Here is a 15,306-nt window from a genome sequence, read left to right on the forward strand (position 1 = left end):
GCTGGTCTGGCGTGCCTGCGGTGCGGCAGTCGCAACAACTACCAAATATGGGAAACCCGGCCGCGGCGCTTCCACATTTCAACCCTAGAGGTCAAACATGCCGCCACCGGCATTACTGCCGGTGTGTCGCAAGGTGGCGAAACAATTACCGGAGGCTGCCGAGCCACCGGTTCAGCAGGCCGCCGGGGACCTCCTCCGCCGTCAGGGCAAAGCTGCGGTGGTCGGCCCACTCCCCGTTGATGTGCAGGTAGCGCGGGCGCAGCCCCTCATCGCGAAAGCCCAGCTTGTCCACCACCCGCAGGCTCGGGGCGTTTTCCGGCCGGATGTTGATCTCCATCCGGTGCAGGCCCAGCGTGCGGAAGCAGTGGTCCGTGACCATGGCGACCGCCGTCGGGGCGATGCCGCGGCCGGCCCGGTCCCGGTCCACCCAGTAGCCCAGCGACGCCATCATGGCCGAGCCCCACATGATCGAGGACACCGTCAACTGGCCCACCAGTGCCGGCTTTGACTGCCCCGGCATACGCTCGGTGATGACGAAGGGAAGCGCCGTGGCCGCCCGTGCCTGTTCGTTGAGGGCGCGGACCATGCCGCCAAAGGTGGGCAGTTCACCCTGGCCGGCCGGGCTGCTCGCCTCCCACGGCTGCAGCCAGGCGGCGTTGCGGGCCCGCACCCGCGTCCATTCCGCCTTGTCCCGCAGCTTGATGGGGCGCAGGACCAGATCACCGGATTCCAGCGTCACCGGCCAAATAGCCTGGCCCCACACGGACGTTACTTCTGAAGTTGGGCTGCGAACTCGCCCAGCCAGTCACGCAGGTCCGGGCCGAGGTCGTCGCTCTCGCATGCCAGGGTCACCACGGCCTTCAAGTAGCTGAGCTTGTCTCCGGTGTCATAGCGGCGACCGCGGAACACCACACCGTAGACGCCTCCGCCGTCCCCCTCGCGGGTCGCGAGCGTCTGCAGGGCGTCCGTGAGCTGGATTTCATCCCCGCGTCCCGGCGGCGTGTTTTCCAGCACCTCAAAAACAGCCGGATGCAGCACGTAGCGGCCAATGACGGCAAGATTCGACGGCGCGTCCTCCACCGCTGGCTTCTCCACCAGGTGGTTGACCTTGACGTAGTTTTCCCCCTCAACCACGGTCATGTCGGCGCAGCCGTAGGCGGAGATCTTGTCCCGCGGAACCTCGATCAGCGCAATGACGGACCCCCCCGTGCGGGCCTGGACGTCGATCATGGTGGTCAGCAGCTCGTCGCGCTCGTCAATGAGGTCGTCGCCCAGCAGCACCGCGAACGGCTCATTTCCCACGTGGGTCTTGGCACGCAGGACTGCGTGGCCCAGGCCCTTGGGATCACCCTGGCGCACGTAGTGGATTTCACCCAGGTCGGTGGCGTGCTGGATGGCCGCCAGCTTCTCGGTGTCGCCCTTGGCCGCGAGCAGCTGCTCCGTGACCGGGACCCGGTCAAAGTGGTCTTCGAGGGCGCGTTTGTTGCGCCCGGTGATCATGAGCACGTCCGTCAGGCCCGCGCTGACTGCCTCCTGAACCACGTACTGAATGGCCGGCTTGTCCACCACGGGCAGCATTTCCTTCGGCATCGCCTTCGTTGCCGGCAGGAAGCGGGTTCCCAGTCCGGCCGCAGGAATGACGGCTTTACGTACGCGCGAAACATCAGTCATGCTCCTAGGCTAACGGACGCGGCTGCGCGGAGCGCAGAATGCCCTAGTTTCGGGCCCGCGCCCTGCTAGCTTGGGCTGGGTAACCACCCGCATCGACCGGAGAAGAGGAGAATCCTTGGCACCCACCACCAAGGCCGAGTGGCGTTCCCGCCTGCGCGCCGCCCGCCTTTCCATGGACGACGCCGCCCGTCACCTTGCCGAGGCCGGCCTGGCTTCCGCCGGGGTGGGGTGGGCCGCGCAGCTGCGCGGCCCGGAGCCGCCGGGAACCGTTTGCGCCTACATTTCCTCCGGCGTCGAGCCAGGGACCGGCCTGTTGCTGGAGGCCCTGGTCCACGCCGGACACCGCGTCTTTGTGCCTGCCTGCGAAGCGGACCACCAGCTCTCCTGGGCTGAGTGGACCCCCGGCGTCAAGCTGGGGCGCAGCGCGCTGGCACCGGTCATGGAACCGGTGGGGCCGCGCCTGGCCTTTGCCCGGCTGGGTCCCGTGGACGGCATCCTGCTGCCCGCGCTGGCAGCGGACCCCGCGGGTGTGCGCCTGGGCCAGGGAGGCGGCTACTACGACCGTTTTCTGGCCGCCCTGGCGTTCCCCGGCTCCCCCGCGGACGGCGCCGGGCGCGCGGCGCCCACGGCCGCCGTCGTCCTTGAACGGGAGGTGTTTCCGGAGGGCACCCTCCCGCACGACTCCCTCGACCAGCCCGTCGGCTGGGTGGTGACGCCCGGAGGCTGGAGCAAGGCTGGGCGTGCCCCGCGGTGAACCGGACCTTGTGAAATAAGTAACGCGCCCGGGGCGTTGTGGTAAGCGGTGATAGAATTAGCACTCGGGACCTTGGACTGCCAGCCAGTGCATCAGCCACTGCTGCGGAAACCGCGGTCCCGACGCATGCATCCAGGAGGAAATCAGTGCCCACTTACGCGTACGCCTGCAAAGATTGCGGCCATGCATTCGACATCCAGCAGTCGTTCAGTGACGACTCCCTGACCGTCTGCCCGGAATGCCGCGGAAAGCTGCGCAAGAAATTCAACTCCGTCGGCGTGGTCTTCAAGGGCTCCGGCTTCTACCGCACTGACTCGCGCTCCGGATCCAGCACCGTCCCTGCCGCCAGCAGCGCTTCGGGGTCCGACAGCGGGTCCGGTGACTCCGGTTCCAAGGCGCCCGCGCCGGCCACCGTCGAGGCAACGTCCGGTTCCGCCTCCACCGCTTCGGCTTCGACCGTGTCGGCTTCCAAGGCCACCGCCTCCGTCGCCAGCTAGATTCCGCGGCGGCGACGCAGGGCCTGGCGGCGTAAGGGCCCCGGCCCGGAAGTGCCGGCCGGCTGGCGACGTTCCGCTAGCGACGTCACGCGGGCGCTGGTCCTCTGGCGGCGTCCTGCGGACGCGGGACTCCAGCGCGCGGCCCACCCGGGACATGACCAAGGGCATTCATCCCTCCACAGGCTGCGTGGCGACGCCCGCTGCCCACATTCCGGCTTCCGGTCCTGTCCGTGCGGCGTCGAGGCACCTAGCGTTGGGCCATGAGGTCCTCCACCAGCCCCGGACGTGGCAGCCAGCCGCGGTACCCCGCACCGCTTTATCCCCCACTGCGGGGTCCGTCCTGGTCCGCGCGGACCCGACCGGCCACTCCGGGCCAAAGGCTGTGGCGCCAGCTCAAGCGTCGGCGCCGGCTGGCTGCCGCCCTGCTGCTGTGTGCCGCTGCTGCCACTGCCGTGCAGCAGCTGACGCCCGTGCCCCCGGCCACCTCGCTGGTCTGGGTCGCTGCGCGCGACCTGCCTGCCGGGCACTCCCTGGGTCCGGCTGATCTCACGCCGGCCGACGTCAGTCCTTCCATGGTGCCGGCGGGGAGCCTGGGCGCACCTGATCCGGACTCCGCAGCGGGCCGGGGCGGCAGCGGACCCCCGGGAAGTGCCACCTTGGGGCAGTCCCCGGCCGCTGTGCCGGCCTGGGTGGGCACCCGGCTCTCGGGCCCCGTGCGTCGCGGCGAAGTCCTGACGGACGCGGCCCTCATCGGTGACGGCCTGCTGGTGGGTGCCGCGCCCGGAAGTCAGGCCGTTCCGCTTCGGCTCACCGACCCCTCCACCGTGCAGCTGCTGCGCCAGGGCCAATTGGTCGACGTGGTGCTGAGCGCAAGCAAGGGCCTGGACGGGCCGATGCAAAACGATGTGCTCGCAAGGTCAGTGGCGGTGCTGTGGACCCCGGCGCTGGCCGCTCCCAGCGGTGGGCTGCTGTCGGCCCAGGACTCCGAGGGCCTGGTGGTGGTTGGCGCCTCCCGCGACCAGGCGGTCCTCCTCGCTGGCGCCTCTGCCCGCGGCAAGATCTTTCTGGTTCTGGTGAAATGACACCGTCAAGCCTGCAGGCCACGGTTGGACCTGCAGAACCGTGCCCGGCCGCCCATGCGGAACCATGCCTCTGCGCCCCTGCACAACCCTGCCTAACCCCAGTGCGGCGGCTTGTTCTCGCGCAGCCACTCGTCGTGGCCCTGGTTGGCTCGGTCGTCGCCCCAGGTGTGCGCCGCGTCGTTGGGGGCGAGCTTCGGCAGCACGCCGGCATCATCTTCCGTGGTGTCCGCCGCGGCGGCCGGGCCGTCGGCCGGTGCGTTGCCGCCGTGGGTGTTCTTCGCCGGTTCGTTCACCGTGGTCACGCTTTCTTCACTAGCCCTTACTGCTTCCCAGTCGTCCATGGCGTGTCCCGCAGGCGCCGGCCCGTTCGGCCCCGTCGCAGCGGATCCGCCCCTGGTGGCGGCAGGACCCGTCGGCGCGCCGGCCGCCGGGCGCCGCCGGGACCGCGGCGAATCGATGACAGCTGTCATGGACGTGTCGAGGGGTGTCCCCATCAGGGACGGCAGTTCGTCGTCGCCCGCGCTGGACACCAGCCCGAGGTACCGGCCGATCTGGTCGGCACAGCTGGAGGGGTCCGTGAAGACTTCGATCGTCCACAGCGGAACGTAGCGCCAGCCGAGGCGTTCGAGCATCTGCGGCCGGAGGCGGCTGCGCTCGCGCACGCTCATGTTTTGGTATTTGGCCGTGCCGTCGGACTCCACGGCCACGGGCACGGGGATCTCGTGGTCCTCGCGGCCCAGCAGCGTCACCGGGTCCGGCGCAGCCACAACGTCCAGCACCCCGTCGTAGTGGTGCCAAACCCTTGCCCCGCGGGCCCGGAGGCGGTCCGCCAGGTCGGCGACCAGCGGGTCCTCGCCGGTTTCCCGTTCGCTGTCCTCCGCCCGGGAGGCAGGAGACCCCAACAGGGAGTTCCCGGCCAGCTCACGGTCCAACAGTTCAAAGAAGTCCACGGCGCCGTGGCTGAGGCGCTTCAGGTCCAGGTCCTCCGGGCGGAAGCAGCTGATGATGTGGTTGTGGTGCCGGGCCCGCGTCATGGCCAGTGCGAACTTGGCGCGGCCGTCGGGCTCGGACAGCGGGCCGAAGCCGTGCAGCGCCCTGCCATGGGGCGTGCGGCCGTAGCCAAGGGAGAAGATGACACGGTCGCGCACCAGCCCCGCGGCCCGGTCCACTGTGACCACGCGGAAGGACTCGGGCCCGGATTCGAAGAATCCGGCCAGCAGCGGGTGGTTCGCCATCTGCAGGCGGATCGCCTGTGCCACCCGGACGGCGTGCCGGTCGCTGGCGGTGATGACCGCCAGGGATTCGCGCGGCCGGACCCGGGCATGTTCAAACACCATGTCCACCACGCGGTTGACCTCGGCCACCACCGATTCCACGCCGCCGTCGCCGGCACCGGGAAGGCCCTTGCCGTCCGGCAGGTAGTCCACGGAGAGGGAGCGTTCCAGCCCGGTCACGGAACGGCCGTCGGGCAGGCGCTCCAGCTGCGAATCGTAGAAGCCGCGGCTCAACTGCAGGACCAGGTCCTCGTCCACGGCGCGGTAGGAGACGGTCAGCCGGTGCCGGGGCAGGACGCGGGACAAGGCGCCGAGCACGCTTTCCAGCGGGTGCTGGTCCACCATGCGGCTTGCCGGGTCGCCCACGGCAACCGTGAAGCTCCGTGGGCAGGCGGTTTGTTCGTCGCCGAAGGCCACCACCTGCTCGGCCCGGGCCAGGGCCGGCAGCGCCGATTGCAGCGACGTGGATTCGGCGTCGAGGATTACCACCGTGTCGAAGCGGAACCCCGCCGGGATGACGGAGGGCACCACCAAGGGGCTGGCGGTGAACACCGGCACCAGGTTCTTCAAAAGGTCCGGGGCCTGGACGCCCAGCGCAGCCAGGGAGACCCGGCCGTCCTTGAGCACGTTGCGCAGCATCTCGCCCTGGCGGTTGCGTCCGGCCACCACCTCGCGCCACTCCTGTGCCAGCTTCCAGCGGATCCGGGCAGGACCGGACGCCACATGCGCCTGGTCTGCCAGGCGGAATTCGGCCTCGAGCCTGCGCAGCTTGTCGCCGTCGGACATGGCCAGGTAGTCGTCGCCGCTGATCATGGCCTCCAGCGCGGACTGCCACCAGGCAAGTTCCAGTTCGGCCCGGGTTTCCGACGGGCCCACCTCGCGGCGGGCAAGGTCGTCCAGCAGCTCGCCCAGCCCCTGCTCGCGCATGCTCTCCAACAGCAGGGTCCGCTCGGGCAGCGTCTCCAGAGACACCTTGTCCTGCACCAGTGCGTCAAGGCGGCCCGTCAGCTCGCCGACGTTGGCATTGGCGAGGTCGCCGCCGTCCACGGTGCGTTCCAGGGCGGCGCCGAGCGTATTCAGTTTCTCGGTGAGCTCGCGATAGTTGCCGTTCAGCTCGGCCAGCCCGGACGGAACTGTCGGGTGGCGCTTGCTGGTGGCCGCCTCGGCCCAGCGGGCGCTTTGCTCATTGACCAGCACCAGCGACTCGTGCAGGTCGGCTATGTGCACGCCCGGGCGGACGAAGTCCTTTGCGTTGCGGCGGTAGCGTGCCCGCTGGAGGGCGGGCATGTCAATGCCGCGCTCGCGGCGCCACGCGGCCGTGGCCGTGGCGGCAATCATTTCATCGATGGGCCAGTCAAAAACATCGGACTTGAACTTGTCCAGGCTTTCACGGATGGCCACCAGCATCTCGAGCTGGCGTCCCCATTCGGCAAAGGTGTTGCCGTGCCGGATCTGGCCGAAGTCGGCAACGTCGCGCATCTTCGCCGCGAACACAGGGACCTGCTTGAACAGCTCCTCGGCCAGGGCGTAGGCCGCTTCGGTTTCCTTGCGCGTCACCAGCCGCGCGCCGTGCCACGCACTGCCGACGGCCACCTTGCTGAAGGAGCCCAGTTCGGCCGCCCGGCGCAGGCGCCCGCTCAATTCGCCGCGTTCCCTGACGCTGTCCAGGACGCTGCGCTTGAGCCGCACCGTGGTGGACGGTGCCGGGTGGATCGATGTCAGTTCGGCCAGGGACTGCATGGCCTGATACGGCGAGCAGCCCCAGCGCTCGCGCACATTGTGCAGGCTCGACACGTGGTCCACCAGCTGGTGGCGGTGGTCCACGAGTGTCTGGTACAGGCTGGCGAGCTGGGGTTCCTCAGCCTTTTCATTGCGTGTGATGGCGCGGATCAGCTGGGACTTGATCTGCTGGGGACCCGTCTGGGCGCTTAGCTGCAGGAGCAGGGAATCCAGGTCCATGCTGCCCAGGTTCTGCGCCAGCTCGTTCAGGGTGCTGCGGCGCTCACCCACCACCAGGACGCTCTTGCCGGCATGGACCAACTGGGCGATGGCGTTGATGGCCGTCTGCGTCTGGCCCGTGCCGGGCGGCGTGGACACCAGCACGGATTCCCCTTCACCGATCAGGTCCAGCACGTACTGCTGCTGGGGATCGGCATCGAGGACCAGCAGCTCGTCCTGGGGAGGGCGCTGGTCAAGGGGGGTGAACCGGGAAAAGTCGGGTTCCAGCTCGACCGGGAGAACGTCGCCTTCGCTGTTGCGCTGCAGCCGGCCCAGCAGTTCCGTCCCGGCCAGCAGGGCAGGGTCGCGGAGGTTGTCGGCCAGAAACGCGAAGCTGGAAACGAGCAGGTCGTGCTCCACTGTGGCGCCGGCGATGGGCGACAACAGGGACCGCAGCTTGTCCAGCACGGGTGCCGGGTCGAACCGGGCGGTGCTGTAGGCCAGGCGGCCCAGGGCGGCCCCGTCCACCCGGATGTTGGCGTTCTGCGCAAGGTGCGCCACCAGGGCCGGGTTCAGCTGCGCCTGCTCCATGAGCTGGAGCTCGTAGTCGTCCTGCCCCGCCCGCACGGTCAGTGCGACGGCGGCCAGCAGCACGGGCGCGCAGACATCGCCGCTGTTGGGGCCCCCGATCACGGACCAGCGGGCCAACCCGGCGGCGAGGTATCCGACGTCGATGCCGCGGTCGGTGCTCAACTCGAAGATCTTGGCGCGGAGTGCGGCGGCGGCACGCTTGGCCGAGGAGTAGTGCTCGGGTTCGCGGATCAACGTGGACAGCCGCGTTTTCCGTCCGGCCAGGAGCTGGGCCAGCCCGGACGGGTGCGCATGTGTCAGGTCGATGCAGCCGGACTCCGTCTTCCTGAAGGCCAGCGCGGTGTCGGGGCCCGCGTAGCTGTCCAATCCCGCAAGCCAGGTTTGGAGCTCAACCGAGCTCTCATCGGGACTTGCGACTTCGGACACGGATGCCTTCTTCTCTGCGCTCGTTCGGAACGGTCTTGACCATACTGACATGCAATTCAGGCTAGCGCCCCAACCTCGCAACGTCCGTCCGGCACACTGGGGGAAGCCAAATTAGGCCCTCAAAGGGACTATCGGACCGCCTCCGGCGTTCGGTTAGGGCGATTACTCCCACTCAATGGTTCCCGGCGGCTTGGACGTCACGTCCAGGACCACCCGGTTGACGCCCTCCACCTCGTTGGTGATTCTGTTGGAAATCCGCGCCAGCAGATCGTATGGCAGGCGCGACCAATCGGCCGTCATGGCGTCTTCGGAGGAGACGGGGCGCAGCACGATCGGGTGGCCGTACGTCCTGCCGTCGCCCATGACGCCGACGCTGCGGACATCGGCCAGCAGGACTACGGGCATCTGCCACACGTCGTTGTCGAGGCCAGCCGCGGTCAGCTCGGCACGGGCAATGGCGTCGGCCTTGCGCAGCAGATCGAGGCGGTCGCCGGTAATTTCACCGACGATCCGGATGCCCAGGCCGGGGCCGGGGAACGGCTGGCGGCCGACGATCTCCGCGGGCAGGCCCAACTGGGCGCCGACGGCACGGACCTCGTCCTTGAACAGGGCGCGCAGCGGCTCCACGAGTTCAAAGCGCAGGTCTTCCGGCAGGCCCCCGACGTTGTGGTGGCTCTTGATGTTCGCGGCGCCTTCGCCGCCGCCGGATTCGACGACGTCGGGGTACAGGGTGCCCTGGACCAGGAACTTGATCTCTTCTCCCTCGGAGGCAGCCTCGGCCATGATGGCCCGCTCGGCTTCCTCGAAGGCGCGGATGAATTCGCGGCCGATGATCTTGCGCTTGGTTTCCGGGTCGGACACGCCGGACAGCGCGTTCAGGAAGCGGTCTTGTTCATTGGCGACGTAGAGCCTGGCACCGGTGGCCGCCACAAAATCGCGTTCGACCTGTTCGGCCTCGCCCTGGCGGAGCAGTCCGTGGTTCACAAAGACGCAGGTGAGCTGCTCGCCCACGGCGCGCTGCACGAGTGCGGCGGCCACGGCGGAATCGACGCCGCCGGAGAGCCCGCAGATGACCTTCGCGTCGCCGATCTGTTCCCGGATCCGCTCAACCTGCTCGTCGAGGATGTTTCCGGTGGTCCAGTTCCGTTCCACCTTGGCGGCGTTGAAAAGGAAGTTTTCCAGCACCTTTTGGCCGAACTCGGAGTGCTTGACCTCGGGGTGCCACTGGACCCCAAAGAGGCACTTCTCCTCGTTGGCGAAGGCGGCCACGGGGGCGCCGGCCGAGGAGGCGAGCACGTCAAAGCCGGCAGGGGCCTCCAGGACGCTGTCGCCATGGCTCATCCACGCGTTGAGCGACGCGGGCGTGGAGGCGAGGATGGACCGGCCTTCGCCGGCGAGGGTCACATGGGTGGCGCCGTATTCGCGCGCGCCCGTCTTGGCGACCGCGCCGCCCAGGGCAGCTGCCATGGCCTGGAAGCCATAGCAGATGCCCAGGACCGGGACGCCGGCTTCGAACAAGTCTGCGCCAACGCTGGGCGCACCGTCGGCGTACACGCTGGCGGGTCCCCCGGAGAGGATGATGGCAGCCGGGTTTTTTGCCAGCAACTGCTCAGTTGTATGGGTATGCGGCACGATTTCCGAGTACACATTGGCCTCACGCACGCGGCGCGCAATCAACTGGGCGTACTGGGCTCCGTAGTCCACAACCAGGACGGGCTTCTGGGAAGTCTGGGCCGTAGCGGGATTAGTCACGGTTCAATCTTAACCCACGCCATCCGCCTGCCCGCCCGCGGGGGCCGGCCGAGTGACGGGGCACTCATGCGCGGCAGCCCACCGGGGACACGGCGCCCTCAGGCGGACGGTTAGTACCGCTTCCCGGCCTTGGGGTTAGCCGCCACCTCGGCCAGGACTTCCTTGTGGATCCGGCCCTCGACAATGAAGGACAGGAACGGGACCACGCCGCCCAGGGCGATGAGGACCAGCCGGCCGAACTGCCAGCGCATCAGCGACCACAGGCGGAAATCCGCAATCAGGTACACCACGTACATCCAGCCGTGCACAATGAGCACCAGGGTGGAGACGTTCACGCCCCCGGTGACGACGCCGTCGGACCCCACAAAGCCGAAGCCGTGCGAGGCGCCCGTCACGGAGTTCGTGCCACCCGCCATCAGGACACTGTGGAAGCCGTAGCGGACAATCAGTTCGATGCACAGCAGCAGCAGCATGGTGCCGGTGGCGTAGGCCAGGACCTTGTAAAACTTCAGCGCGCCGAGGATCTGGGCGGGCGTGCCCCCGAATCTGCGCTTGGCTGCCGCCGTCGGGACGCCACTTCCTGCCGGGGTGTCGTTGGGCTGGGCCGGGTTTGTTTCGCTCACTGTGCTGACTCTCCTAAGTCTGGTTCCAATGCCTCATCGCCGTGGTGGACGTCGAAGAGCTCGTCTTGTTCGCGGCGGTAGTCGTCGGCCACCAGGCGCCACCACAGGAACACGGCAAAGCCGGCGAACACCACCCACTCGATGGCGTAAAAGATGTTCAGCCAGTTGACCTTGCCGTTTTGGTCCGTCGCCGTCACGGTGATGCGGACCAGCTCTCCATGGCTGGCGGCGGCGCCCACCTCGGCCCCGCCCGACTGCTCCTGGTAGGACACCACGAACGCCGCGTAGGTGGAGGTCTGCCAAAGGTTTGTCAGCTCCGCCGAGGACAGTGCGCTGACCTGCCCGGCCGGCAGGTTTTTGGACAGGATGGGGCCCTCGGAGTTGAGCAGCCGGCCCTCGAGCTCCACGGTTCCCGGCGGCGGGGGCTTCGCCGCCGCCGCGTCGGGGACCCAGCCGCGGGCCACGGGAATGACCACTTCGTCGGTGGCCGCCTGTCCCTTAAGTTTCGGTGCACCGTCCACCACGAACGCGGTGACCACCCAGAAGCCGACCCTGCCGTCCTGCATCCGGGACTGCACCACCACCTGCCTGGCCGCGTCGAAGTGCCCCGTCGCGGTGACCAGCTGGCCTTCCTGGCTGCCGAGCAGCGGCTGGCCGGGCCGGAGCGTTTGAAGCAGCGGCTGGATCTTCTCCGTCACGCTGGGCGGGGCAACGTCGGTTTGCGTGGACCGGGAAAACTGCCATTGGCTCAGCAGGACAAAGACGGCAGCGACGGCCAGGGCAAAGACCAGGGCTGCAATCCATTTGGGCTTGACGGCGGTTTTTAACACACTACAACGGTACTTCGTAGGCGTGTAGAACAACGAATGCGCCGCGGGGTGACGGGGCGGCGCAGGCGGGCGGGCGGCGCCACTGGACGTTCCGGCGTCGTACTTCTAGTGGTCAAAGAAGACCAGGCTGGAATTGATGAGCTCGGCAATGACCTCTTTGTCGTGGGCGCGGCGCAGGGATTCGCGGAAGTTCTCCTTGAAGAGGCTGCGGGCCAGCGTGGCCAGGACCTCCAGGTGCTCGGAGAAGGAACTCGCCGGGGTGGCGATGAGCAGGATCACCGTGGCGGGGCCGTCCACGGCGCCGAAGTCCAGGCTGTGGCCGAATTTGGTGATGCCGACGGCGATGGACGTCTGCGTGACGTAGTCGCTGCGGGCGTGTGGCAGGCCGATGCCTCCGGGCAGGCCCGTCGCCATCTGGTGTTCGTGGGCGTTGACGTGGCGCAGGAAGCCTGCAAGGTCGCTGACCCTGCCTTGTTCAAAGAGCTTCGCGGCCAGCTGCGCCGCGGCATCTTCCCTCGATTCGGCCTCAAGCTCCAAAATCACGAGGCCGGGGTTGGTGAGCTCGGTCTCATACCGCTCAAGTGAACCGTTTATCATCAGTACCTTTCGTCGCTGCCCTACTTCAGCGGGACGATTCCGGGGGCGCCCAGCCGTGCCGCGTCCGCCGTGACGTCGTCGGGCTGCTGCTGGCTGAGCCGTTCGGCCTCAACCCGGGCCAGGTAGTGGGCCACTTCGTTGTCCACCTGGGTCTGGCTCCATCCCAAAACATCCCCCATCAGTCTAGCGGCGACGGGAGCGGCCGACACCCCCCGGTCCCACGCCTCAATGGAGATCCTGGTCCGGCGTGTCAGCACGTCGTTGAGGTGCAGGGCGCCTTCATGCGTTGTCGCGTACACCACTTCGGCGCCCAGATAGTCGTCGGCGCCAGGCAGCGGCTCGGCCAGCTTGGGATTCCCGGCCATCAGGTCCAGGACGTCCTGCGCCATGGAGCCGTACCGGTTGAGCAGGTGTTCGACGCGCACCACATGGACGCCGGACTCCTCGGCCGTGCGGTTCCGGCGGTTCCAGGCGGCCTTGTACCCGCTGGCGCCCAGCAGCGGGATGGTTTCCGTGCAACTGTCGGGGACCTTTTCATCGAGGGCCCTGCCGGCCTCGTCCACGGCGTCCTTGCCCATGACCCGGTAGGTGGTGAACTTGCCGCCGGCCACCACCACCAGCCCGGGCACTGGATGTGCCACGACGTGTTCCCGGGAGAGCTTGGCCGTCGAGTCGTTCTCCCCCGCCAGCAGGGGACGGAGCCCGGCGTAGACGCCTTCCACGTCCTCCCGGGTCAGCGGCCGCTTGAGGACCTTGTTGACATGCTCGAGCACGTAGTCGATGTCCTGGCTCGACGCGGCCGGGTGGGCCTTGTCCAGCTTCCAGTCGGTGTCGGTGGTGCCGATGATCCAGTGCCTGCCCCACGGTATGACGAAGAGGACGGACTTTTCGGTGCGCAGGATCAGTCCCACCGTGGACTGGAACCGGTCGCGCGGGACCACCAGGTGGATGCCCTTGGACGCGCGCACCTTCAGCTGGCCGCGGTCCGTGACCATGGCCTGGGTTTCGTCCGTCCAGACCCCGGTGGCGTTGATGACCTGCTTGGCGCGGATCTCAAATTCCTCGCCGTCCTCCAGGTTCTGGACCTTTGCCCCGACCACGCGCTCGCCTTCGCGCAGGAAGTCGACCACCTTGGTCTGGTTCACCGTGTGGGCGCCGTAGCTGGCGGCCGTGCGGATGACGTTGGCCACCAGGCGGGCATCGTCCACCTGCGCGTCGTAGTAGCGGATGGAGCCGATCATGGCGTCATCCTTCAAGCTGGGCGCCGCCCTCAGTGTTCCCCTCCGGCTCAGGTGCTTGTGCATCGGGACGCCGCGGCTGTTGCCGCTGGTCAGGCCCAGGGTGTCGTACAGAAGTATCCCCGCCCCGACATAGGGACGCTCGACGAACCGCTTGGTGAGCGGATAGAGGAAGGGGACCGGGCGCACCAGGTGCGGGGCAATCCGCTGGATGAGCAGCCCGCGCTCCTGCAGGGCCTCCTGAACCAGCGCAAAGTCAAGCATTTCCAGGTAGCGCAGTCCGCCGTGAATCAGCTTCGAGGACCTCGACGACGTTCCCGCGGCCCAGTCGTTTGCCTCCACCAGGCCGACCGTCAGCCCCCGGGTGACCGCGTCCAGGGCCGCCCCGGCACCAACCACGCCACCGCCCACAATGAGTATGTCCAACTCCTTGCCCGGTTCAGACGTGGCCTTCAAGGCCGTGAGGTTTGCCTCTCGCGCGGCCGGGCCCAAATTGCCGGTGGGGTGGGGTGAAACAGACATTTCGGACCTCCTGGAGATACGACTAGCTGGTATCAAAAACCATACGCGGTTGCCGCCGAGAAAGGCAGGGGTGCCAATGGCTGCCCCGTCCACCGACGCTCGGTTGCAACCGGGGCGGTTTGACCCGACGCTCGGTTGCAACCGGGGCGGTTTCGCCCGACGCTCGGTTGCAACCGGGGCGGTTTCGCCCGACACTCGGTTGCAACCGGGGCGGTTTCGCCCGACGCTCTCGAAAGAGGGGCACCCCGCCTTCGCGCCGACAAGACGGTGCGGGTGGGCCCCGCCATCATCGAGGCCCGCGGGCGGGCCGGCTTGTGGATAAGTTGTGGCCGGGATCACACATCTGGGGTAGCTTGTTGTCTAGCTGAAATGGGGCTCCAGTCACGATGGATCCCCTCCACAATGTTCGCCGGGGGCTCCCATGACGACCAGCAGGACGCATTCACAACCACAACCCGACCGCGCACGCAGCCACCGCGGACGATGGCGTCAGCGGCACCACTTCGTAGCCGTCGCGGGCCTGGCCATTGTGGCTGGACTCGCCCTGACGGGATGCACCCCAACGGATGCCCCGCCCACCGCCGCCACCGGCCCGGCCACGGCGACGGCTTCCACCGCGGCGCCGGCCACGACCTCGGACGCACCGTCCCCCACCGCGGTCTACAAACCCGCCACCGCCTCCGGCCCCGCCCAAAACGTCCCCGTGCCCGTCCTGCCCGCCAAGGCCAAGGAATTCTCCAAGGCCGGACTCGAGGCCTTCGCCACCTACTGGTACTCCACCCTCGGCTACGCCTTTGAAACCGGCGACTCCGCGCCAATGATGGCCATCAGTGATCCCGCTTGCCAAACATGTGCAGCAATGAAGAAAGCCGTGCAAAATGAACATGCCGGCGGCAAATGGATCGTGGGCGGCCGAATGGTCGTCCAGAGTGTGACTGGAAACATCGCCCCGGCACCCGATGGCAGCTATCAGACCATAACCATGGTTCGGCAGGAGAACGTGAAGTACTACAACGCCGACACGAGTCTCTCCGAAGACATGGGTGTGACAACATCCATTGCAGACATAGTTGTCACTCACTATGTCAATGGCCATTGGATCGCCAAGACCGTGGAGCATTTGCAGGGTAGCAAGGGAAACTGAGATGAAGCTCCGGCGTTTGGGGACAGCCGCAATATTTGCGATGCTTGCAACCCAATTCCTACCGTGCATGCCAAGCGTGGCCGGGAGTCCAGACCACGTCACATGGAACGATTCGGGCACCGAATCATTGGTTTGGCAACAGCTGCCCGGAGAATCGGACCATTGGGGGCAACTGCCGTCTGCCGGGCCCGTCGACCCCTATATCTACAAGTACAAACTCGCCTGCATGGCCGCCGATCAGTCCATGTATCCAGCATGTTCAGCCAACCTGCCAGAATGCAAGCAAGCCACAGAGGGAACTGCCGTCTACTGGTACCACTCGTTGAGGATCCTAGCGAATCCTGTTTGGGTATTCGACTCCGGCCCC

General features: G+C 67.6%; 12 protein-coding genes. 4 read left to right on the forward strand and 8 right to left on the reverse strand.

What is annotated here, in order from left to right; genetic code table 11:
* Positions 1-145: 145 nt before the first annotated feature.
* Entirely contained in the window at positions 146-763 is a 618-nt protein-coding gene (locus G6034_RS12370) for a GNAT family N-acetyltransferase (protein WP_176635414.1), read from the reverse strand.
* A gap of 5 nt (positions 764-768) precedes the next feature.
* A complete protein-coding gene (galU, locus tag G6034_RS12375) occupies positions 769-1,671 on the reverse strand; it encodes a UTP--glucose-1-phosphate uridylyltransferase GalU (protein WP_176635415.1) in 903 nt (300 codons plus the stop codon).
* A 115-nt stretch (positions 1,672-1,786) separates the two neighbouring features.
* On the opposite strand from galU, the gene G6034_RS12380 reads away from it, so the two are divergent.
* The 3 genes from G6034_RS12380 (at position 1,787) to G6034_RS12390 (ending at position 4,004) form a co-directional block, all read left to right on the forward strand.
* Positions 1,787-2,425, forward strand: a complete 639-nt coding sequence (locus tag G6034_RS12380) for a 5-formyltetrahydrofolate cyclo-ligase (protein ID WP_246295759.1) — start codon at positions 1,787-1,789, stop codon at positions 2,423-2,425.
* A gap of 146 nt (positions 2,426-2,571) precedes the next feature.
* On the forward strand, positions 2,572-2,922 hold the full coding sequence (locus tag G6034_RS12385) for an FmdB family zinc ribbon protein (protein ID WP_176635416.1): 351 nt from the start codon (positions 2,572-2,574) through the stop codon (positions 2,920-2,922).
* A 260-nt stretch (positions 2,923-3,182) separates the two neighbouring features.
* Positions 3,183-4,004, forward strand: a complete 822-nt coding sequence (locus tag G6034_RS12390) for an SAF domain-containing protein (RefSeq protein WP_176635417.1) — start codon at positions 3,183-3,185, stop codon at positions 4,002-4,004.
* 92 nt (positions 4,005-4,096) lie between these two features.
* Here G6034_RS12390 and G6034_RS12395 read toward each other — a convergent pair whose 3' ends face one another.
* From G6034_RS12395 to G6034_RS12420, 6 genes are all read right to left on the reverse strand, one after another.
* Positions 4,097-8,284, reverse strand: coding sequence for an AAA family ATPase (locus G6034_RS12395; protein ID WP_176635418.1), 4,188 nt, complete (start codon positions 8,282-8,284; stop codon positions 4,097-4,099).
* A gap of 111 nt (positions 8,285-8,395) precedes the next feature.
* Positions 8,396-9,985, reverse strand: a complete 1,590-nt coding sequence (gene guaA, locus G6034_RS12400) for a glutamine-hydrolyzing GMP synthase (RefSeq protein ID WP_176635419.1) — start codon at positions 9,983-9,985, stop codon at positions 8,396-8,398.
* Positions 9,986-10,095: 110 nt separating this feature from the next.
* Positions 10,096-10,608 (reverse strand): DUF3817 domain-containing protein, encoded by a 513-nt coding sequence (locus G6034_RS12405; protein ID WP_176635420.1) that lies wholly within the window; start codon positions 10,606-10,608, stop codon positions 10,096-10,098.
* Positions 10,605-11,438 (reverse strand): SURF1 family cytochrome oxidase biogenesis protein, encoded by an 834-nt coding sequence (locus G6034_RS12410; RefSeq protein ID WP_176635421.1) that lies wholly within the window; start codon positions 11,436-11,438, stop codon positions 10,605-10,607. The genes G6034_RS12405 and G6034_RS12410 overlap by 4 nt, the downstream gene beginning before the upstream one ends.
* A 105-nt stretch (positions 11,439-11,543) precedes the next feature.
* Complete coding sequence (locus G6034_RS12415) at positions 11,544-12,035, reverse strand: PTS sugar transporter subunit IIA (RefSeq protein WP_218063872.1); 492 nt, start codon at positions 12,033-12,035, stop codon at positions 11,544-11,546.
* A 20-nt stretch (positions 12,036-12,055) separates the two neighbouring features.
* A complete protein-coding gene (locus G6034_RS12420) occupies positions 12,056-13,795 on the reverse strand; it encodes a glycerol-3-phosphate dehydrogenase/oxidase (RefSeq protein ID WP_176635422.1) in 1,740 nt (579 codons plus the stop codon).
* Positions 13,796-14,216: 421 nt separating this feature from the next.
* On the opposite strand from G6034_RS12420, the gene G6034_RS20165 reads away from it, so the two are divergent.
* Complete coding sequence (locus tag G6034_RS20165) at positions 14,217-14,939, forward strand: DUF6318 family protein (protein WP_281375473.1); 723 nt, start codon at positions 14,217-14,219, stop codon at positions 14,937-14,939.
* Positions 14,940-15,306 lie beyond the last annotated feature (367 nt).

Origin of the sequence: Arthrobacter wenxiniae (assembly GCF_013376105.1) — a bacterium.
Lineage (GTDB): Bacteria > Actinomycetota > Actinomycetes > Actinomycetales > Micrococcaceae > Specibacter > Specibacter wenxiniae.

What these genes read in the sequence shown, in the direction of transcription:
- galU (WP_176635415.1), bottom strand. Translation starts at nt 1,671, where the DNA reads ATGACTGATGTTTCGCGCGTACGTAAAGCCGTCATTCCTGCGGCCGGA.
- G6034_RS12390 (WP_176635417.1), top strand. Translation starts at nt 3,183, where the DNA reads ATGAGGTCCTCCACCAGCCCCGGACGTGGCAGCCAGCCGCGGTACCCC.
- G6034_RS12395 (WP_176635418.1), bottom strand. Translation starts at nt 8,284, where the DNA reads ATGTCAGTATGGTCAAGACCGTTCCGAACGAGCGCAGAGAAGAAGGCA.
- G6034_RS12415 (WP_218063872.1), bottom strand. Translation starts at nt 12,035, where the DNA reads ATGATAAACGGTTCACTTGAGCGGTATGAGACCGAGCTCACCAACCCC.
- G6034_RS12420 (WP_176635422.1), bottom strand. Translation starts at nt 13,795, where the DNA reads ATGTCTGTTTCACCCCACCCCACCGGCAATTTGGGCCCGGCCGCGCGA.
- G6034_RS20165 (WP_281375473.1), top strand. Translation starts at nt 14,217, where the DNA reads ATGACGACCAGCAGGACGCATTCACAACCACAACCCGACCGCGCACGC.